20 protein-coding genes and 1 riboswitch are annotated in these 19816 nt (G+C 67.2%); of the genes, 16 read left to right on the top strand and 4 right to left on the bottom strand.

The features are described 5' to 3' along the window. Nucleotides 1-33 precede the first annotated feature (33 nt). Nucleotides 34-1005 (bottom strand): Bug family tripartite tricarboxylate transporter substrate binding protein, encoded by a 972-nt coding sequence (locus tag J0I42_RS22470; RefSeq protein ID WP_291658232.1) that lies wholly within the window; start codon nt 1003-1005, stop codon nt 34-36. Between the two features lie 212 nt (nt 1006-1217). Between J0I42_RS22470 and J0I42_RS22465 the strand changes: the two genes are divergently transcribed. The 5 genes from J0I42_RS22465 (at nt 1218) to J0I42_RS22445 (ending at nt 6757) form a co-directional block, all read left to right on the top strand. Further along, nucleotides 1218-2669, top strand: coding sequence for a bifunctional 2-methylcitrate dehydratase/aconitate hydratase (locus tag J0I42_RS22465; RefSeq protein WP_291658231.1), 1452 nt, complete (start codon nt 1218-1220; stop codon nt 2667-2669). Nucleotides 2670-2675: 6 nt separating this feature from the next. Continuing rightward, nucleotides 2676-3608, top strand: coding sequence for a methylisocitrate lyase (gene prpB, locus J0I42_RS22460; protein ID WP_291658230.1), 933 nt, complete (start codon nt 2676-2678; stop codon nt 3606-3608). Nucleotides 3609-3712: 104 nt separating this feature from the next. Beyond that, the gene (locus J0I42_RS22455) at nt 3713-4663 is read left to right on the top strand and encodes a Bug family tripartite tricarboxylate transporter substrate binding protein (protein WP_291658229.1); all 951 of its coding nucleotides are present in this window, start codon (nt 3713-3715) and stop codon (nt 4661-4663) included. Between the two features lie 81 nt (nt 4664-4744). Further along, entirely contained in the window at nt 4745-5233 is a 489-nt protein-coding gene (locus J0I42_RS22450; RefSeq protein ID WP_291658228.1) for a tripartite tricarboxylate transporter TctB family protein, read from the top strand. Nucleotides 5234-5236: 3 nt separating this feature from the next. Next, a complete protein-coding gene (locus J0I42_RS22445) occupies nt 5237-6757 on the top strand; it encodes a tripartite tricarboxylate transporter permease (protein WP_291658227.1) in 1521 nt (506 codons plus the stop codon). 5 nt (nt 6758-6762) lie between these two features. Here the strand turns inward: J0I42_RS22445 and J0I42_RS22440 are convergent, their stop codons facing one another. Both J0I42_RS22440 and J0I42_RS22435 read right to left on the bottom strand, forming a co-directional pair. After that, complete coding sequence (locus J0I42_RS22440) at nt 6763-7479, bottom strand: GntR family transcriptional regulator (RefSeq protein ID WP_291658226.1); 717 nt, start codon at nt 7477-7479, stop codon at nt 6763-6765. Nucleotides 7480-7548: 69 nt separating this feature from the next. Continuing rightward, complete coding sequence (locus J0I42_RS22435) at nt 7549-8415, bottom strand: LysR family transcriptional regulator (protein WP_291658225.1); 867 nt, start codon at nt 8413-8415, stop codon at nt 7549-7551. 214 nt (nt 8416-8629) lie between these two features. On the opposite strand from J0I42_RS22435, the gene J0I42_RS22430 reads away from it, so the two are divergent. The 11 genes from J0I42_RS22430 (at nt 8630) to J0I42_RS22380 (ending at nt 18682) form a co-directional block, all read left to right on the top strand. Further along, nucleotides 8630-9274 carry a Tim44 domain-containing protein gene (locus tag J0I42_RS22430; RefSeq protein WP_291658224.1) on the top strand — a complete coding sequence of 215 codons (645 nt, stop codon included), beginning with the start codon at nt 8630-8632 and terminating at the stop codon, nt 9272-9274. Next, complete coding sequence (locus tag J0I42_RS22425; protein ID WP_291658223.1) at nt 9274-10011, top strand: 5-formyltetrahydrofolate cyclo-ligase; 738 nt, start codon at nt 9274-9276, stop codon at nt 10009-10011. The genes J0I42_RS22430 and J0I42_RS22425 overlap by 1 nt, the downstream gene beginning before the upstream one ends. Further along, nucleotides 10007-10205: riboswitch (cobalamin riboswitch) on the top strand. Its footprint overlaps the gene before it by 5 nt. Nucleotides 10206-10327: 122 nt before the next feature. Then, on the top strand, nt 10328-12271 hold the full coding sequence (locus tag J0I42_RS22420; RefSeq protein WP_291658222.1) for a TonB-dependent receptor plug domain-containing protein: 1944 nt from the start codon (nt 10328-10330) through the stop codon (nt 12269-12271). Further along, nucleotides 12268-13128 carry an ABC transporter substrate-binding protein gene (locus J0I42_RS22415; protein WP_291658220.1) on the top strand — a complete coding sequence of 287 codons (861 nt, stop codon included), beginning with the start codon at nt 12268-12270 and terminating at the stop codon, nt 13126-13128. The genes J0I42_RS22420 and J0I42_RS22415 overlap by 4 nt, the downstream gene beginning before the upstream one ends. Then, nucleotides 13125-14138 (top strand): FecCD family ABC transporter permease, encoded by a 1014-nt coding sequence (locus J0I42_RS22410; protein ID WP_291658218.1) that lies wholly within the window; start codon nt 13125-13127, stop codon nt 14136-14138. The genes J0I42_RS22415 and J0I42_RS22410 overlap by 4 nt, the downstream gene beginning before the upstream one ends. Beyond that, complete coding sequence (locus J0I42_RS22405; protein ID WP_291658217.1) at nt 14138-14929, top strand: ABC transporter ATP-binding protein; 792 nt, start codon at nt 14138-14140, stop codon at nt 14927-14929. Before J0I42_RS22410 ends, J0I42_RS22405 begins: the two co-directional genes overlap by 1 nt. Next, nucleotides 14926-15942 (top strand): DUF6925 family protein, encoded by a 1017-nt coding sequence (locus tag J0I42_RS22400; RefSeq protein ID WP_291658216.1) that lies wholly within the window; start codon nt 14926-14928, stop codon nt 15940-15942. Before J0I42_RS22405 ends, J0I42_RS22400 begins: the two co-directional genes overlap by 4 nt. 124 nt (nt 15943-16066) lie before the next feature. Next, nucleotides 16067-16705, top strand: coding sequence for a lysophospholipid acyltransferase family protein (locus J0I42_RS22395; RefSeq protein WP_291658214.1), 639 nt, complete (start codon nt 16067-16069; stop codon nt 16703-16705). Next, complete coding sequence (locus J0I42_RS22390; RefSeq protein ID WP_291658213.1) at nt 16702-17652, top strand: phosphatidate cytidylyltransferase; 951 nt, start codon at nt 16702-16704, stop codon at nt 17650-17652. The genes J0I42_RS22395 and J0I42_RS22390 overlap by 4 nt, the downstream gene beginning before the upstream one ends. Continuing rightward, complete coding sequence (locus J0I42_RS22385; protein ID WP_291658211.1) at nt 17649-18038, top strand: hypothetical protein; 390 nt, start codon at nt 17649-17651, stop codon at nt 18036-18038. Before J0I42_RS22390 ends, J0I42_RS22385 begins: the two co-directional genes overlap by 4 nt. Before the next feature lie 2 nt (nt 18039-18040). Next, nucleotides 18041-18682, top strand: coding sequence for a CDP-alcohol phosphatidyltransferase family protein (locus tag J0I42_RS22380; protein ID WP_291658210.1), 642 nt, complete (start codon nt 18041-18043; stop codon nt 18680-18682). A 47-nt stretch (nt 18683-18729) separates the two neighbouring features. On the opposite strand, the gene J0I42_RS22375 is transcribed toward J0I42_RS22380, so the two are convergent. Further along, nucleotides 18730-19816: helix-turn-helix transcriptional regulator (locus J0I42_RS22375; RefSeq protein WP_291658208.1), on the bottom strand; the 1087-nt coding region annotated here is incomplete at its 5' end.

Below are 19816 nucleotides of genomic sequence, written 5' to 3'. Positions count from 1 at the left end.
CCGTCCCGCTGCTGGGGCGAAGGGCTTCAGCCCTTACTTGGCGAGGCCAACCTCGGCCGCCAGCGTCCGGAAATCGGCCGTCCGCTTCTTGGCGAAGGCGTCGAATTCCGCGCCGACCATGTTGAATTCGAACAGGCCCTGCTCGCCGCGCGCCTTCTGCCAGCGCGGATCGGCATTGAGCTTGGTCAGCACCCCCGTCCAGTAGGTGTAAGACGCCTCGGAAGCCTTTGGCGGCGTATAGAAGCCGCGCACGATCGGCCATTGCACGTCGTAGCCCTGTTCCTTGGCGGTCGGCACCTGTGCGAAGGCGCCGGGCAGCCGCTTGTCCGAAAACGTCGCGAGCAGGCGGATTTCTCCGGCCTCGAGCTGGCCGCGCACCTCGGAGGCATCGCCGGGGAAGAGGTCGATATGGCCGCCGAGCAGTGCGCCGATCGCCTCGCCGCCGCCCTCATAGGCGAGATAGCGCATCTTGCGGGGGTCGACGCCCGCCGCCTTCAGCACCAGTGCCGGCTTCATCCAGTCCTGGCTGCCGACGGTGCCGCCGGCGCCGACCTTCACCGAGGTCGGGTCCTTCTTCAGGGCCTCGACGACATCGGCGAGGGTCTTGAAGCGGCTGTCCTTGCGCACGGCAAGCACGCCGTAATCGGCGCCGATAGCGCCGAGCCAGCGCACGTCGGATTCGCTGAAGCGGCCGAACTTGCCCTGGGCGAGATTGACCCAGGAGCCGGTCGAAACGGCGACGATGACATTGGCATCGGCGGCGCGCTGCGCCTGGATATTGTTATAGGCGACGGCGCCGATGCCGCCGGGCATGTTGGTGGTGCGGATCGACGGGCCGACCAGCCCCGTCTCGTTCAGCATGCGGCTGGTGAGCCGGCAGGTCAGGTCGAAGCCGCCGCCGGGCGCGGCGGGTGCGATGCATTCCGGGTTCTGCGGCTGGAAGTCCTGTGCGTGGACGGTTGCCGAGAGCAGCAGCGCGCAGCAGGTGGCGATCGTTGTCCTCATGGCGTTCCTCCGAAAGTCTTGTTGGTCCCACCTGTGGGCGGCGGGCTTGCGTCGCCTGCCCGGGCTCTTGGCTCTCCCGGTTTGATTGTCGACAACTTTTAGATTAACGACCCCGAACTGCTTGTCAAATCGCCGTATGGATGCAATTTATGTCGACAATAAATGCTGGTCGACACGAAAAGGCGAGCGATCGATGCGAGGAACGGCCTAAAATGGCGATGTCCAACAACAATGAGCGTCCGGCTCCGGACGGTGTGCTGGTCGATATCGCCGACTACGTGCTGAATTACCGCGTCGACAGCGCGCTCGCTTACGAAACCGCCCGCAACTGCCTGATCGACACGATGGGCTGCGGGATGGAGGCGCTCGAATATCCCGCCTGCACCAAGCTGCTCGGCCCCGTGGTGCCGGGCACGGTCGTGCCGAACGGCGCTCGCGTGCCGGGCACGCCCTATCAACTCGATCCGATCCAGGCGGCCTTGAATTTCGGCACCATGATCCGCTGGCTCGACTTCAACGATTGCTGGCTCGCCGCCGAATGGGGCCATCCGTCCGACAATCTCGGCGGCATCCTTGCCGTCGCCGACTGGCTGTCGCGGACCGCCGTCGCTGCCGGGAAGGCGCCATTGACGATGCGCGATGTGCTCACCGCGATGATCAAGGCGCATGAGATCCAGGGCTGCCTCGCACTGGAGAACGCTTTCAATAAGGTCGGCATCGACCATGTCATCCTGGTCAAGGTCGCCTCGACCGCGGTGGTCGCCGGCATGCTCGGACTCGACCGCGACGAGATCGTGAACGCGCTTTCGCTCGCCTTCGTCGACGGTCAGGCGTTGCGCACCTATCGACACGCTCCCAATGCCGGCTCGCGCAAGAGCTGGGCGGCGGGCGATGCCACCAGCCGCGCCGTCAGGCTCGCCCTGATCGCCCGCACCGGCGAGATGGGGTATCCGTCAGCGCTCACCGCGAAGACCTGGGGCTTCTACGACGCCTCGTTCCGCGGCCAGAGTTTCAAGTTCCAGCGCCCCTACGGCTCCTATGTGATGGAGCACGTGCTGTTCAAGATTTCCTACCCGGCCGAGTTCCACTCGCAGACTGCGGTGGAAGCGGCGATGACGCTGCACGATCGGCTCAAGGCGATGGGCCGCAGCAGCGACGACATCGCCTCGATCAGGATCAGGACGCATGAGGCCTGCATCCGCATCATCGACAAGCGCGGCCCGCTGCATAATCCGGCCGATCGCGACCACACCATCCAGTACATGGTCGCCGTGCCCTTCATCTTCGGTCGCCTCACCGCCGCCGACTACGAGGATGATGTTGCCGCCGATCCGCGCATCGATGCGCTCCGCGACAAGATCGAATGCGTCGAGGACCCGGCCTTCACCAGGGACTACCACGATCCCGAGAAGCGCTCGATCGCCAACGGCATGACGGTGACGCTCAAGGACGGCACGGTGCTGCCCGAGCTCGTCGTCGAATACCCGATCGGCCACAAGCGCCGCCGGGCCGACGGCATTCCGCTGCTGGAAGCCAAGTTCCGCACCAATCTTGGCCGCCGCTTCGTCGAGAAGCGCCAGCGCCAGATCCTCGACGTCTCGCTGGATCAGGCCCGGCTCGAGGCGATGCCGGTCAACGACTACGTCGATCTCTACTGCAACTGAGTGCCCATGCCCTATCTCGTCGCCTCTGAGCTTCCGTCCGAGCCGGCCGGCCAGCGTTTCCGGACGCTGGTCGAGCGCGGCGGCATCGCCCGCCTGCCCGGCGCCCATAACGGCATGGCCGCGATTCAGGCCAGGATGGCCGGCTTCGAGGGCCTCTATCTGTCGGGCGCGGCGATGACGGCGTCGATGGGCATCCCCGATCTCGGCATCATCACCGTCGATGAGGTCGCCTTCTTTATCCGCCAGATCGCGCGGGCCTCTGGCCTGCCGCTGCTCGTCGATGGCGATACCGGTTATGGCGAGGCGCTCAACGTCATGCATATGGTGCGCGTCTTCGAGGAGGCCGGTGCGGGCGCCGTCCATATCGAGGACCAGCTGCTGCCGAAGAAATGCGGCCATCTCAACGACAAGAAGCTCGCCCACGCCCATGACATGGCGGCCAAGGTTGCCGCTGCCGCGAAGGCCCGCCGGCATCTCTACGTGATCGCCCGCACCGATGCCGCCGCGAGCGAGGGCATCGATGGCGCGGTCGAGCGCGCCAAGCTCTATCTCGAGGCCGGCGCCGATGCGATCTTCCCGGAAGCGTTGACCACGGCCGAGATGTTCCGCGAGTTCGCCCGCCGCGTTCCCGGTGTGCCGCTGCTCGCCAACATGACCGAGTTCGGCCGCACGCCCTTCTTCACGGCTTCCGAGTTCGAGGCGATGGGCTATCGCATGGTGATCTGGCCGGTCTCTTCGCTGCGCGTCGCCAACAAGGCGCAGGAGAAGCTCTATGCGGCGCTCGCCCGCGACGGCGGCACCCATGCCATGGTCGACCAGATGCAGACGCGGGCCGAGCTCTACAAGACGATCGGGCTCGCCGGTTACGAGGCGCTCGATGCCTCGATCGTCGCGACGATCACGCCGGAAGGCATGCCGCAGCGCGAGCGCAGCGCATGAGGACAGCGGGGCGCCGGAGCGACCCGGCGCCCGAACCGCGGATGACGCGGCAAGAAGCGACCAGCCGAAACAGGCGGCATAACGACAACGGGAGGAGATGAAAGATGCTGAAGAGTTTGACGATGGCCGGCGTTCTGGCCCTGGGACTCGGCACCGGCGCGGCCCTGGCCGAGCCGGCGAAGGTCATGATCCCGGCCAATCCCGGTGGTGGCTGGGACGGGGCAGGGCGTCACACCATGGCGGCCTTCGCCCAGTCCAAGGTCTTCACCGACGGGGCTTCCTTCACCAACAAGGGCGGTGCCGCCGGCACGATCGGCCTCGCCGAATTCGTCCGTACCGCCAAGGGCGACGACAACGCCCTGCTGGTCACCGGCGTCATCATGGTCGGCGGTGTCATCACCAACCAGACGCCGGTCTCGCTCAAGGACACGACGCCGCTGCTGCGCCTGACCAACGAGTACAACGCCATCGCCGTGCCGGCGAACTCGCCGATCAAGACGCCCCAGGACTTCATCGCCGCGCTCAAGGCCGATCCCGGCGCGCTCTCCGTCGGCGGCGGCTCGGCCGGCGGCGCCGACCATGTCATGCTGGCGCTGCTCGCCAAGCATGCTGGCGCGCCCGTCGGCAAGATCAACTTCGTCGCCTTCTCCGGCGGCGAGATTCTGGCCGCGCTTGGCGGCGGCAAGATCAAGGCGGCGATCTCCGGCGCCTCGGAGTTCCGCGCTTTCGCCGAATCCGGCCGCATCCGCATCATCGCGACTTCCGGCCCGACGCGGGTCGAGGGCCTCAACGCCCCGACGCTGAAGGAGGCCGGCATCCCGGTCGAGGTCGGCAACTGGCGCGGCTTCGTCGGCGCGCCCGGCATGAGCGACGCCGCTAGGAAGACCTGGCTCGACCGTTTCGCCAAGCTCCACGCTACCAAGGAGTGGAAGGAGACGCTGAAGACGCAAGGCTGGGAGGATGCCTATCTGCCGGGCGACGCCTTCAACGACTTCCTCAAGAGCGAGGAGGTGAACTGGACCAGCGCGCTCAAGGAAGTCGGCATCCTGAAATAGCCTTCGTCGATGCCGGGCGGCGCGCATGGGCGCGTCGCTCGTGATCCGTCGCGAAAAGGGCAGGGCAAGGCCATGTCGTCGATGAAGAACGATTCCGTCGCAGCCGGCGGTCGACGGCCCTGGTGGCTGGGGCTCGCGATCCTGATCATGGGCGCGCTCTGGCTCAACGGCGCGCGCGGGATTGCGTCGACCACCAATTATGTCGGTCTCGGCCCGGCTGCGATCGTGCTTGCCGTCGGGCTCGTCCTCGTCCTGCTCGGCTTCCTGCTGATCGTGCAGGCGTTGAAAGGGCAATTGGCATCCTCCGCTGAGGATGAGGAGGAGGAGGCGTCGTTCTCGCGCCCGGCTTTCCTGATGGCGCTGGCCGGTGTCGGCGTGCCGCTGCTGACGATCTGCTGGCTCGGCTTTCCGTTCAGCGCGATGCTCGCCTTCACGCTGGTGACGCATGCTTTCGGCTCGCGCCGAACCATGCTCGATCTCGGGATTGGCGCGCTGATCGCCAGCCTCGCCTGGCTCGGCTTTTCCCGCCTCGGCATCAGCCTGGGCCCCTTCTTCCCGCTATTGGGTTGAACGATGGACATCCTGAACCAGTTGATCGGCGGGTTCGCGGTTGCCTTGCAGCCGATGAATCTGTTCTGGGCTTTCGTCGGCTGCGGGCTCGGCACGGCGGTCGGCGTCCTGCCGGGCATCGGCCCGGCCCTGACCATCGCGCTGCTTCTTCCGGTGACGGCGCAGGTCAATCCGGCCTCGGCCTTCATCATGTTCGCCGGCATCCTCTACGGCGCGCTCTATGGCGGCTCGACCACCTCGATCCTGCTGAACACGCCGGGCGAGAGCGGTTCGGTCATGACGGCGCTCGAAGGCAACCGCATGGCCCGCCGCGGCCGCGGCGCCGCGGCGCTGGCGACCGCCGCGATCGGCTCCTTCGTCGCCGGTACGATCGGCACGCTGGCGCTCACCTTCCTCGCCCCGGCCATCGCCGAACTCGCCTTCGTCTTCGGCCCGGAGGACTACTTCGCGCTGATGATATTGTCCTTCACTTCGGTCGCTGTGGTGATGGGGCGCTCGATGGTGCGCGGCTTCGCCGCTCTGTTCTTCGGTCTGGCGCTCGGCACGATCGGCATCGACACCCAGACCGGTCAGACCCGCATGGTCTTCGGCACGCTCGAACTGCTCGACGGCATCTCCTTCACGGTCGTGCTGGTCTCGCTCTTCGCGATCGGCGAGACGCTCTATGTCGCGAGCCGGCACAGCGTCGCGCCCGCCGCCGTGAATCCGCTCTCCGGCGGAAGCTGGATGACGAAGCAGGACTGGAAGCGATCCTGGAAACCCTGGCTGCGGGGCAGCGTGATCGGCTTTCCGATCGGCGCCCTGCCGGCTGGCGGAACGGAAATCCCGACCTTCCTCTCCTATGCGCTGGAGCGCCGCCTGACCCCGCATCCCGAGGAGTTCGGGCAGGGCGCGATCGAGGGCGTCGCCGGGCCCGAGGCCGCCAACAACGCGGCTGCCGCCGGCATCCTCGTGCCGCTCCTGACGCTCGGCCTGCCCTCGACGGCCACTGCGGCCGTGCTGCTCGCCGCCTTCCAGAACTACGGGCTCCAGCCCGGCCCGCTGCTCTTCGCGACCAATCCTGACCTGCTCTGGGGCCTGATCGCCTCGCTCTATATCGGCAACGTCATCCTGCTGATCCTCAACCTGCCGCTGGTCGGAATCTGGGTCAGGCTCCTGCTGATCCCCCGGCACTACATCTATGGCGGCATCGTCGTCTTCGCGATGGTCGGCGTCTGGGGCCTGTCGACCTCCTGGATGGATCTGGCGCTGATGTTCGGCGTCGGCCTCGTCGGCTATGTCGCGCGCGTCCATGATTTTCCGATCGCGCCGGCCCTGATCGGCCTGATCCTCGGCCCGCAGGCGGAAATCCAGCTCCGGCGCGCGCTCGCGGTCAGCCAGAACGACTGGAGCGTCCTGGTCGGGACGCCGATCGCGGCGACGCTGCTGACGATCGCGGCGCTGGTGCTCGTGGTGCCGCCTGCGATCGCGCGCCTGCGCCGCCGCGACCGTGCCGAAGGCGAGCCCGCGACTTCCGCCGGCTGAGAAGGCTAGCGCTTCGTTGCGACCCGGCGCTTGCCCGGCTTGCTGGCTTCGCTCGCGGCGAGCGCCGCCTGAAGCGCCATGCGCGCGGCACGGATATGGCGCCGCATCAGGATCTCGGCCAGTTCGCCGTCGCGGTGGCTGATCGCCTCGGTGATCCGCATATGCTCGCGCCAGGCCTCGCGGCCGCGGCCCGGGACGGTGGAATGCAAGCGCCGGCACAGGCGCAGCCGCGGATAGAACTGCTCGCAGAGCAGTTCGGCCAAGATCGGGTTGCCGCTGCCCTTGGCGATCCGTCGATGAAAATCCGCTTCGGGCTCGTCCTGGAGATAGGCGCCCATCGGGTTGCGCTCGATCTCGCCGCGATGCCCGGTGACCAGGGCCTCCAGCGCCGCGATCTCGTCGTCGCTCATGCTTTCTGCCGCGAGGCGGGCGGCCATGCCTTCGGTGGCCTCGCGCACGTCGAGCAGCGCGAGGAATTCGGCTGCACTCGGCTCGGCGACGCGCGCGCCCTGATTGGCGACATAGGTGATGAGCCCGCGCTCCTGCAGCCGCCGGATCGCCTCGCGCACCGGCGCGCGGCTGACGCCGAAGCGGCGGGCGATCGCCGGCTCGCTCAGCTTGGCGCCGGGGGCGATCTCCCCGGAGACGATGGCCGAGGAAAGATCGTCGTAGAGTTTGACGGTGACGCCCACGCTCGCGGGGGGCAGTGTGTCGGCCAGCATCGAGCGGGTGCCTATCTGCTTCTGATCCCGGCAGCATAAAGCATTTCCGGGAGCGATGGGTACCGAGGTTCAGGGTGCCTTTTCATCCTTGTCCGCGGCAGCGATGACGCGCAGGCCCTTGAGCGCGAGAGCGACCAGCTCGTCATCGGCCTGGGCCGAGCAGACTGCATAGACCGGATAGAAGAAGCTCGGCGCGCCGGGCACCGGGTACAACCGGCCGGCAGCGATATGCGGCGCGACGATGCGCTGGCGGAAATAGCCGGAGCCGCCGGCTGCGAGCACGTAGTCCAGGGCGAGAGGGCCGAGATTGACATAAAGGCCTGGATTGCCGTCGTCGGGGAAGCTGAGTTCGTGATGCTGCGCGAAATCATGCCCCCAATCGACATAGACATAGGCCTGACGCTCGTTCGCGGCACTTCCGGGCGGCGTCGTCGTGACGAGGACCAGCTTTTCCTCCAGCAGCAATTCGACGCGTGCGCCGGGCCGATATTCCGGCTGGTACATTACCGCGACATCGAGAGCGCCGCTCGAAACCTGGCCGGTCAGGCTTTCCGGCACGCCGACCTCGACGCGCAGCGCCACGTCCGGCGCGGCCTGCCGCATCCAGTGCAGCCATTCGATCAGCCAGGGATGCCAGAGGCTGAGCTCGCCGCCAATCGCCAGCACGGCCCGCCGACCGGGCGGCACCGCGACCTGATGCCGGGCTCTTTGCCAGAGCTGGAGGAAGCTCGGCGCATAGCGCAGGAACTGCTCGCCGGCGGGCGTCAGCGCCGCACCCTTCTTGTTGCGAATGAACAGCGGCCGGCCGAGCCGATCCTCGAGCGCCCTGATGCGGGCGCTGACGGTCGTCTGGCTGACATGAAGCTGCTCGGCGGCGCGCACGAAGCTGCGCGTCCGGACGATCTCCAGGAAGGTGCGGGCGAGCTCGGTATCCATGCATGGTCTCCTTGCCCGGATAGTGCATTTTTACTGCGCTCAATCACCAGTTAAATTCGTTTGATTGCATATTCTGACTGGGCACAATGGTCTCACGGCCGGGCGCCGTCATGACCCGTGCGGAACCGTTGATCTGTTTGTCCGCATCTGGCGCGTCGACCGGGATCGCGGGCGGCTTTCGGGCAACCGTCGCCGCTGTTCCACGGAGGTCGGAATGCCTCAGGATGCCGACGGAGCAGGGCTGATCTCGCTGATCTGGCTCGCTTGCATGTATTGGAATCTCTACTGGTGCCTGGAGCGTCTGGGCGCGCTTGAGCAAGCCGGGAAGACCGATGCCGCCGGCGATGCCGCGGGGGAAGCCCTGCCGGCCAAGAGAATGCCGGTAACGGGAGTGAAGCTGATGCCGCCTGCTCTGGCCGGACGGGTCGACGACATCCTCCGGCGCGAAAGCGCAGTGACCGTCGAGGCCTTTCTGCAGGAACGGCTGGCGGCTTATGAGACGGTGGTGGCGGCCTTCGACGCGGGTGACCGCGAAACCCTGTGCGGGCTGGTTTCGCCGGAGGTCTTCGAGATTTTTCGCGCCGCGATCGACATACGCGAGATCCGCGGTCAGCGGGTCGAGACCGCCTTCGCCTGGATCGAGCCCTCGGAGATCGTCGAGGCCCGGATCGAGGCGGAGCAGATGGAGATCGCGATCCGCTTCACCGGAGCCTATTTCGAATTCGCGCAGGATTCGATCGGCCTGCTGACCCACGGGGCCTCGGCTATGCGTCGCAGTTCTGACGTCTGGACCTTTGCGCGCCGCCTCGCAGGCCCCGGGGACGACTGGCGCGTCGTGGCGACGGAGGCCGAAAGTTGATGAGCGGCGGCGATGACGATCTGAACGACTATGCATCCCCGCCCTGCCTGCTGCACGAGGTCGATCCCGCTTATTCCGGCCTCGCGCCATCCTCCCTCGCTTCCGTGCCGGTGAAGATCGAGCCCAGCCTGACGGAGTGGCGGCGCGCGGAGCGTTCGCGCTTGATCGCCGCCCGCCTGACGATGCCTGCGCGCGCCCGGAACGCGCTCGCGCGCCGGATCATCGGGCATCTGGACGGGCTGATCGGCGATCCGGCTGGCATCCTCGTCAGCGGATACTGGCCGTTTCGGGGCGAGCCGGACCTGCGCGACTGGTTCCGCGATCTGCGCGAGCGCCGTGGCCTCGTCGCCTTGCCCGTCGTGGTCGAGCGCGGCAAGCCGCTCTTGTTCCGGCTTTGGCGCAAGGGCGAGCGGCTGGAGCGCGGGGTCTGGAACATTCCCGCGCCCGCTGCGGGTGCCCCGGTCTTCCCGCGGATCGTGATCGCGCCCCTGGTCGGTTTCGATGCCTCCGGCTATCGGCTCGGCTATGGCGGCGGCTTCTTCGACCGCACGCTCGCGGCCCTGCCGCCAGACACCATCGCGATCGGTGTCGGCTACGAGATGGCGGAGATGGCGACGATTCGTCCGCACGGCTTCGACATCCCGATGCGCTACATCGTGACGGAAAGCGGCATCAGGTTTCCTCGCGCACAGCGGGACGGCGAGCCTTCATTTGACGCCGGCCCGATCTCCTCATAAGCCTGAGCGCGACGGTTCCCTCACGGGATCAAAAGGGAACGCGGTGCGGGTGGCCAGCCACCCCATGCCGTGGCTGCCCCCGCAACTGTAAGCGGCGAGCCTTTCGCCAGACGCCACTGGGGCCTCGGACCTGGGAAGGCGGCGAAAGGCACCGACCCGCGAGCCAGGAGACCTGCCGTCAGCCGTGGTCACACGCGGACACGTTCGGCCGGGGTGCGCCGATCGCTGATTCGACCGTTCGCCGCCTCTCGCGCGGCTGATGGGAGATCGCGTTCGCGGTGACGTGCCACTGACGTCAACGCCCGAGGTCTCCATCGTGAACGTCTTCCTCCCGGCCGCTGGCCGCAGCCGTCTGCTGCTATCCGCCTCCTGTCTCGCCATTGCTGGCGCCACTGCTCCGACCTTTGCCCAGAACGGACCCGCCACCGTTGCGCTCGACGAGATCGTCGTCAGCGCCACGGGCACGCCGACCCCGGCGCGCGAGATCGCGAGCTCCGTCACCGTGATCACGGCGAAGGAGATCGAGCAGCAGCAGCGCCGCACCCTGCCGCAGGCGCTCGCCGCCGTGCCGGGACTCAATATCGTCCAGATCGGCGGGCCGGGCGGCCTGACCTCGGTCTTCATGCGCGGCACCAATTCCAACCACGTCAAGGTGCTCATCGACGGCATCGAGGCCAACGATGCCTCGACGCCGAACCGCGCCTTCGATTTCGGTTCGATGATGACCGACGATATCGAGCGCATCGAAGTGCTGCGCGGACCCCAGAGCGGCCTCTACGGCGCCAATGCGATCGGCGGCGTGATCTCGATCATCACGAAGCGCGGCGAAGGCCCGCCGAAGGTGACGGCCCGCGTCGAGGCCGGCTCGCAAGGCACCTTCAATCAGTCGGTCGGCTTCAGCGGCGGCGACGATCGCTTCAACTACGCCTTCAATGTCGCCCATACCCGCTCGGACTCGACCGATTCAGTTCCGCCAGGCCTGATTCCGCGGGGCGTGCGGGTGCGGCCCAACGCCTATGATTCCTATACCTATTCCAGCCGGATCGGCGTCGCGCTCTCCGATACGCTGAGCCTCAACTGGGTCGGCCGCTATACTGACGGCAAGTTCCTGTCGGCCTATGATGCCGGCTTCCCGAGCCGCCCGACGGCCTATCGCTCCAGCCAGAACTATGCCCAGGCCTTTACGCGCGGCGAGATCGTCTGGGACCCGCTCGGCGGCCGTTTCGTCAACACCTTCGGCGTCTCCTATTCCAACCAGGACCGGTCGTCGCGGACGCCTTCGATCATTGGTATCCTGGGGCGTCCGACCGAGTATCTCGGCGAGCGTACCAAGCTGGATTGGCGCGGCAATCTCGAGGTCGCCAAGGGCCATAACGTCATCATGGGTCTGCAATACGAGCGCGAGCGGCTGGACACGACGAGCCTCGTCGCCTCCAACGGCAATAAGGCAGGCTATATCGAGTACCAGGGCAATATCCAGGATCGCTACTTCCTGGCGGCGAATATCCGCCATGACGTCGACGACAGCTATGGCGGGCACACGACCTGGCGCGTCGCGCCGGCGATGATCCTGCCGGGCACGGAGACCAAGCTGAAGGCGAGCTATGGTACCGGCTTCAAGGCCCCGACCCTGAACGAGCTGTTCGTCGATTATCGCCCCGGCTTCAATTTCCACGGCAATCCGGACCTCAAGCCCGAGCAGAGCCGCGGGTGGGATGTCGGTCTGGAGCAGCCTCTGTTCGACAAGCGCCTGCTGGTTGGCGCGACCTGGTTCCAGAACGATATCGACAACCTGATCGTCACCAATGCGAAGGGCGATTCCTACGCCAATGTCGGCAAGGCGCGGACCAGGGGCGTGGAGGCCTTCGCGGCGTTGGAAATCTCGCCGCAGTTCCGCATCCGCGGAGACTATACCTTCACCCTCGCCAAAGACGAGATCGCGCGGCAGGAACTGCTGCGCCGGCCGCGCCACAAGGCGAGCGTGACCGCGACCTGGACGCCGATCGACAGGCTCAGCCTGTCGGCGACGTTGATCCATGTCGGATCCTGGGTTGACGGCAATCGCGACTTTTCAGTGCGCCGCATGAACGCGAAGGGGGCGACGCTGGTCAATCTCGCCGCCGAGTACAAGGCGACCGACAAGGTGACGGTGTTCGGGCGGGTCGATAACCTCTTCGACAAGCGCTGGGAGAATCCGGTCGGCTTCCTCGTGCCGGGCCTCGGCGCTTTCGGCGGCATCAAGGTGGCCTTCGGCGGATGAACCTGCCCCGCGTCCTGCGGCGCCTGAGCGGCGCGTGCCTGCTCTCCATCGCGCTCTCGGGCGCGGTGGCATCGGCTGCGTCCACGGGGGAGCGGCCGATGCGCATCGTCTCGCTCAACATGTGCACCGATGAGCTGGTCCTGCGCCTGGCCGATCCTTCGCGCATCGCCTCGGTGACCTGGCTGTCGCAGGACCCGCGCAACGCCAATATGGCCGAGGCCGCGCGTCACATCCCGGCCAATCACGGCCTCGCCGAGGAGGTGATGGGCTTCAGGCCCGACCTCGTCGTCGCCGGGGCCTATACGACGCGCGCGACGGTGTCGCTGCTCGGGCGCGTCGGCGTTGACGTCCGGGAATTTGGCGTTCCCCGCAACCTCGCGGAGATGAAGGCGCAGATCGGGGAGATGGCGAAGCTGCTCGGCGAGCCCGCGCGCGGCGAGGCCCTGGTCGACGGGATCGAGCAGCGCCTGCAGGCGCTGGCGGCGCGGCGGGTCGAGCCACCATTGCGGGCGATCGTGCTGCGGCCCAGCGGCTTCACGGTCGGCCGGGGCTCGCTCGTCGACGAGATCCTGACCCGCGCCGGCCTCGTCAACATCGCGGCCGAGCTTGGCGTCGAGAGTTATGGCCAGATCGCGCTCGAAACCGTGGTGCTCGGCCGTGCCGAAGTCCTGATCCTGAACGAGACGCCGGACGGCCCCCCGTCGCTCGCGCATGAGATCCTGCAACATCCCGTGATCGAGCGGCTCGGCGACCGCCTGAAGCTCGTCGCCCTGCCGTCGCGGCTCTGGACCTGCGCCGGTCCGAGCGTGCTCGATGCGATCGAATTGCTGGTGCGCGCCGTGGATGAGAAGCGATGACGCCGAACGCTTCACCCGGCATGAGGCCGGCACCGCTGCTGGGCCTGCTCGCCCTGGCCGTTTTGGCCCTCACCATTGTCTCCATGGCCGTGGGCTATGCGCCCTTGCCGCTTGGCGAGGCGGTGACGGACCTCCTCGCAGGACAGAAAAGTCTGCCGGCACTGGTCTTTTACGAACTGCGCCTGCCGCGTGCCCTGCTCGGCGTGCTTGTCGGTTTCAGCCTCGGCATGGCGGGTGCCGCGATGCAGGGGCTGCTGCGCAACCCGTTGGCCGAGCCGGGCGTGATCGGCATTTCCAGCGCCGCCGCCTTCGGGGCCGTTCTCGCCTTCTATAGCGGGCTCTCCGCCAGCCTCGCGTTGGTCTTGCCGCTCGGCGGGATCGCGGGCGCGCTTGTGGCGACCGTGATCCTCTTCATCCTGCTCGGCCGCGGTGCGAGCACGACCACCCTGATTCTCGCAGGCGTGGCGCTCAACAGCTTCGCGGGAGCGGCGACCGCGCTCGCGCTCAACCTCGCACCCAACCCTTACGCGGCGCTGGAGATCGTGTTCTGGCTGATGGGCTCGCTGGCCGACCGCAGCATGAACCATGTCGCCCTCGCGCTGCCGTTGATGCTGCTCGGCTGGGCCTTGCTGGCCTCGACGGCGCCGGCGCTCGATGCGCTCGGCCTCGGCGAGGATACGGCGGCGAGCCTCGGCTTCGATCTCGGCTGGCTCAGGGCGCGCCTGATCGGCGGCGCGGCGCTGGCCGTCGGCAGCGCGGTCGCGGTGACCGGCGCGATCGGCTTCGTCGGGCTCGTCGTGCCGCATCTGCTGCGCCCGCTGGTCGGGCATCGACCGGGTCGCTTGCTGATCGCCAGCGGTTTCGGTGGCGCCATTCTGGTGCTTGCGGCCGATATCGGCGTCCGGCTCGTGCCGGTGCGACCTGAGCTCAAGCTCGGCGTGGTCACCGCGCTGATCGGCGCGCCCTTCCTCTTCGCTCTGGTCCAGCGTCTGCGCCGGGAGGCCGTGTGATGGCAATCACGGCTTCCGGCGTCACGGTTTCGCTCGGCGGCAGGCCGATCCTGCAAGAGGTCGATGCCCAGGTTCGGCCGAGCGAGTTGCTCGGCCTGATCGGCCCCAACGGAGCGGGCAAGACGACCTTGTTGCGTGTCCTGACGGCGCTGCAGCCGGCGGACGGTGGCAGCGTCGACTATGAAGGCGCCACCGCACGAGAGCTCGGTCGAACCACGCTTGCGCGCCGCATCGCCTTTCTGGCCCAGGGCGGGGAGGCGCCGGTGGCTCTCTCTGTCGAGGCCCTGGTCGGGCTCGGCCGCTTGCCGCATCGCCGCCCCTTCGCCGAAGCCGGCGATGCCGACCGGCAGGCGGTCGCGCGGGCATTGGCACTCTGCGACGTCTCCGGCTTCGCCTGCCGCGCTGTCGGTACACTGTCGGGCGGCGAGCGACGTCGCGTGCTGCTGGCGCGAGCGCTCGCGGTCGAGGCGCCCTATCTCCTCGCGGATGAGCCGCTGGCGGGGCTCGATCCGCAGCATCAGCTCGATACGCTGCAACTGCTGCGCCGGATCAGCCGTGAAGGTACCGGCGTGGTCGTCGTGCTGCACGATCTCAGCTTGGCCGCCCGCTTCTGCGACCGTCTCCTGCTGCTCGATCACGGTCGGGGGATAGCCGAGGGTCCTCCCGCCGCAGTCCTGGACGATGCCAGGCTCGCGCAGGTCTTCGGCATCCATGCCCTGCGCGGTGCCCATGCCGGTGAGCCCTTCCTCCTGCCCTGGCGCACCCTCGAGAACGAAAAGACTACTTCATGACCGGAACCGATACGGTGCTCTGCCTCCTGCGGGATCATCTGCTCGACGCCGGCAGCCAGTGGAATCTCGGCACCTTCGGCGCCATCGCGGAATTCATGCGCGACGCGGGCGAGCCGTTCGAGATCGTGGACGAACCCGGTCGGCTTTCGGTGACGACGGCGCGCGGTGGTATCGGTTTCGAGCGGCTCGACGGTGTTCGCCTGCATGCATCGGAAAGCGCTGTCGGCAGCGGCTGGAACCACCGCGTCGCGCTCTGCCTGCCCGAGCAGGCCTGCGCGATGAACCGGCGCACCGTCCTGACCGAGCTCGGCCCGGACGCGGGGGCGCTGCGCCCGCAGGATGCGGCGGGCATCCTGTTCGACATGGGGTTGGGCACACTTCAGGCCGATATCTGCATCCGCACCGCCGATCCCGCCCTGATCGCGGCATTGCGGGGGGAGGCCGGGCGCTCCCTGTTCGAGCCCGGCAATCGCGCCATGGGCGCGATCGTCGCGGCCGGCCCGCATCGGGTCTTCCTCGCCCGCTTCGGCCGCTGCGAGGTCTATCAGCCCATCCCCCCGGCCGATGGCCGCAGCCCCGAAGGCCCGCATACCCATGTGCTGCCCCAACTCCTGCGCAGTGGCCGCACCCATGCCGCGACCGAGCCGGTGCCGGAGGGCTTCGTGCCCTGCGCTCATCTCGTACCGGCGCACCCGCTCAAGGACGGGTTGGGCCGGCCGCACGCCTTCGACAGGGAGGCCTTCCAAGGGTTCCAAACACTTCTCGAGCGCTTCGGCGAGCCCGCGCAGGTTGCCCTTAAGCGAAAAGCCAAACAGGCTATCGCGGCCGGGTTCGCTCCCGACACTTTCGAGCCGCCCCGCAGCCGTTTCGAGCGGCAGGCATTGCGCGTATATCTCAGGCAGGCGGCTTTCGAAGGCAGCGACAAGGAGCGATTGAGCGCATGGTCGGCAGCTTTCGACCCGCGCGAGGCCGATCCCGAGGACGGCACGGCACCCGATCCCTACGGGCATTGAGTCCGGGAAAGGTTGTCCCTTTGCCGAAATGGCTGCCTTGCCCTGGCTTGCTGGGGATATCGACAGGATCGGAAACAGGCGCTACCTCCTCAGGAAAGTCGAATTGAGGGCGGGATCGACGGGGATGCGCAGGGCGGCGGCAAGTCTGGCGAGCGCGCTCATTCTCTTCTTCGCCCGCTTCATCACGGCCGTTCGCGGGCGTTGGGCTGGTGTCGAGCCGTCCGACGAGCAGCGTATCTATTTCGCCAACCATGCCAGCCACGGCGATTTCGTCCTGATCTGGACCGTGCTGCCGCGGCGGCTGCGTTTCACGACCCGTCCGGTTGCCGGGAGCGATTACTGGCTGAAGGGTGCCTTGCGCCGTTTCATCGGCCGCGACGTCTTCAATGCCGTCCTGATCGACCGCGATCGCGAGAGCCGCACCAGCGATCCGATCGCGCAGATGACCGAGGCGCTCGATGCCGGCTCCTCGCTGATCGTCTTCCCCGAGGGCACGCGCAACACCACCGAGGCGCGGCTGCTGCCGTTCAAGAGCGGCCTGTTCCATCTGGCCCAGGCGCGGCCGAACGTGGCGCTCGTGCCGGCCTGGATCGACAATCTCAACCGGGTCATGCCCAAGGGCGAGTTCGTGCCGATCCCACTGATCTGCACCGTGACCTTCGGCGCGCCGCTTCGTCTTTCCGAGGGCGAAACCAAGCAGGATTTCCTGGCGAGAGCCGAAGCGGCCTTGCTCGCCCTGTCCCCGAAGGCGAACGCGACATGACGATGCCGCATCCCGATCTGGTCGCCGTACTCGCCGGCATCCTCGGCGTCCTCGTCGTCGCCTCCACCATCGGCTTCGTCCTGCAGCGCAAGCTCTCGCCCGATGGTTCCAATGCCGTGGTCGAGAACCTCAACGATCGCATCCGGGCCTGGTGGGTCATGGTGGTGCTGATGGGCTTGGCGCTGATCGGCGGCAAGACCGGCGTGACCCTGCTCTTCGGCTTCTGTTCCTTCGCGGCGCTCCGCGAATTCATCACGCTCACCGATACACGCCGGGCCGATCATTGGGCGCTGGCCGCGGCGTTTTTCGTTGTGCTGCCGGTTCAGTACTACCTGATCTGGATCGAGTGGTACGGGCTCTATTCGATCTTCATCCCGGTCTACGCCTTCCTGCTGATGCCGATCATCGCGGCGGCACGCGGCGATACCGAGCATTTCCTCGTCCGTGTTGCCGAGGTGCAATGGGCGATGATGATCTGCGTCTTCGCCACCTCGCATGTGCCGGCGCTGCTCAGCCTCGATATCGCCGGCTACGAGGGCCGCAACGTTCTGCTGATAGCCTTCCTCGTCATCGTCGTGCAGATCAGTGACGTCCTGCAATATGTCTGGGGCAAGCTCATCGGCCGCACCAGGATCGCGCCGAAACTCTCGCCTTCCAAAACGGTCGAGGGCTTCGTCGGCGGGGCGTTGAGCGCCACCGCAGTCGGTGCCGGTCTGTCCTGGATGACGCCGTTCTCAGCACTTCAGGCGGCTTTCCTCGCGCTGGTCATCGTCCTCATGGGCTTCTTCGGAGGGCTCGTCATGTCCGCGATCAAGCGCGATCGCGGCGTCAAGGATTGGGGCAACCTGATCGCCGGCCATGGCGGCTTCATCGACCGGCTCGACTCGGTCGTGTTCTCCGCACCGATCTTCTTCCATCTCGTCCGCTACGGCTGGTCGGCCGTATGAGCGGCCCGTTCGCGCGCCTGATGCGAAGTAGTATCGTCCATATCGGCTTCGCCTTTATCGCCATGGGGAGCTGGGCGGCCTTCGCCAACCGTACCCATCCGATGCCGGCGCCGCTTTATGCCGGCCTGCTGCAGGGCGCGATCTCGGCCATGATCACGCTGGTCCTGAAACGCGCGATCGAATTTCTCGCCGACCGCTTTTCTGGCCTTGCCGCCTTGCTGGCGCCGCCGGTGATCGCCGGCCTCGTCTCCGCGAGTCTGCTGACGATCCTGCACACGATCGGCGGCACGCCCGAGATACTGAAGACCATCGCCGTGCCGCTCACCGTCGCGACGAGCTACGCCGCGCTCTACAATTATTCGCTCTGGCGCATCCGGAAGGCCTGAACATGGCGCAGGACGAGAACCGCCGCCCGCTCGCCAGCCGCGATTCCGGCTGGGCTCGCGCCGTCGCGCGCAAGTTGAGCACGGCCTCCGTCACGCCGAACCAGATCTCGATGGCGAGTATGGTGATGGCCGCCGCTGCCGGCATCGCCTTCTGGCAGGCGGGCACGGCTACAGGCGGCTCCCGCGTTGCCTTGCTCCTGCTCGCGGCCCTGTTCTGCCAGTTCCGGCTGCTCTGCAATCTGTTCGACGGGATGGTCGCGATCGAAGGCGGCAAGCAGGCGCCGGACGGGCCGTTTTGGAACGAGTTTCCCGACCGCGTTGCCGATATCCTGATCCTCGTCGGTGCCGGCTATGGCGCGGGCGTGCCGACCCTGGGCTGGGCTGCTGCGGCCTTCGCTGTGCTGACCGCCTATACCCGCGAGCTCGGCCGCAATTGCGGATTGCCAGCCGATTTCTCGGGGCCGATGGCCAAGCAGCACCGCATGGCGGTGATCACGGCTGCGGCTGTCCTGTCGCTGGCGGAGCCGCTCTGGAGCGGCCACAATCAGGTCCTCGTCGGAGCGCTCTGGCTGATCGGTACTGGCGCTGCGATCACTGCAATCCGGCGCGCGGCGAATATCGTTCGCAAGCTGCGCGCTTCCTGACGATAGTCAGGGGCGAAGTTCGAATCCGCGGCGGCGGATGTGGCGGTTTACGCTGGAACAGCCGACAGCGGCGCCAGCCGGCGCAGGAGGTCAGCCTGCGACCGCGCGCCGGTCTTGCTCAGGACGCGCTTGATCTGGCCCCGGACCGTCTCGCGGCCGACCCCGCGGGATGCGGCGATCTCGCCGACTGACAATCCTCCCAGCAAACTGTTGGCGACGGAAGCTTCGGCGCGGGTCAGGTCGTAGAGTTCGCAGAGGATCGCGGCATCGACATTGAGTGGGCGTTCCGATGTGGTGACCACGAGGATGGCCTCGGAGCGGGAGAAGACATCCTGCGCCTGCCGCCGGATCGGCAGGATATGGAGAATGAAAGCCGCGCGGTCCTCCAGATGCGGTACGACGATCGAGCGCCGGTCGTTCAGGGTATCCTGGTAGAGCTGGACCAGAGCGTCCTGAAGCTGTGCGTTGGCCCGCTTGTCGGCGAGGGCGATACGCCCCATCGCGCGCGCCACGACCTGCCCCGTCAAAGCATCGAAGCGCTGGTTCGTCGCAAGCACCGCCGTGCCACGCCCGATCAGGGCGGCCGGCGCGCCAGCCGCCTGGAAGGAATCAAGGCTGGCTTGAGCGCGCTGGAGCCGAAGCTTGGAGGCCAGCACCGTCGCTCGGGCCAGATGTGGCCGGATACCGTCGAGAATCTCGATCTCCCGGCGTGAGACCGGACCTTGGTCGTAGTTGCGCTCGAGCGTGAAGACGATGTTCTCGCCGGAAGCCGCGCGCACATGTGTCGCCGTGCCCCAGCCATAGCCCTGCGGTAGCAGGAACTCCTGGTAGAGGGCCGTGCGCGACAGTTCCTCGTCGCTGAACAGGTCGTGGTCATTGACGAAGCCGGTGCCGCCATGAGCAAGCAGCCCGGCCATGCGGGCATTTCGCTCCATCCAGCCCTCTTCCATGAAACGTTGGAAAACGGGCCCGAAGGCCTCGCAGGTGACCCAGTTGGTGTGCCCGTCGGCATGGGTAAAGAGAAGCCCGCCCGCGCAGCCGGCGATTTCGGCAAGGCGTGCGATCGTGCCGGGCCACATTTCGGGCACGGCCGCGGCCTCGTAGAGCATCCCTACGGCATCCGCGAATTCGCGG

The sequence above is a fragment of the Allobosea sp. genome (assembly GCF_017308015.1).
Taxonomy (GTDB): domain Bacteria; phylum Pseudomonadota; class Alphaproteobacteria; order Rhizobiales; family Beijerinckiaceae; genus Allobosea.
Note: the sequence above shows the minus strand (reverse complement) of the source record. Positions and strands in the feature narration are given on the sequence as shown.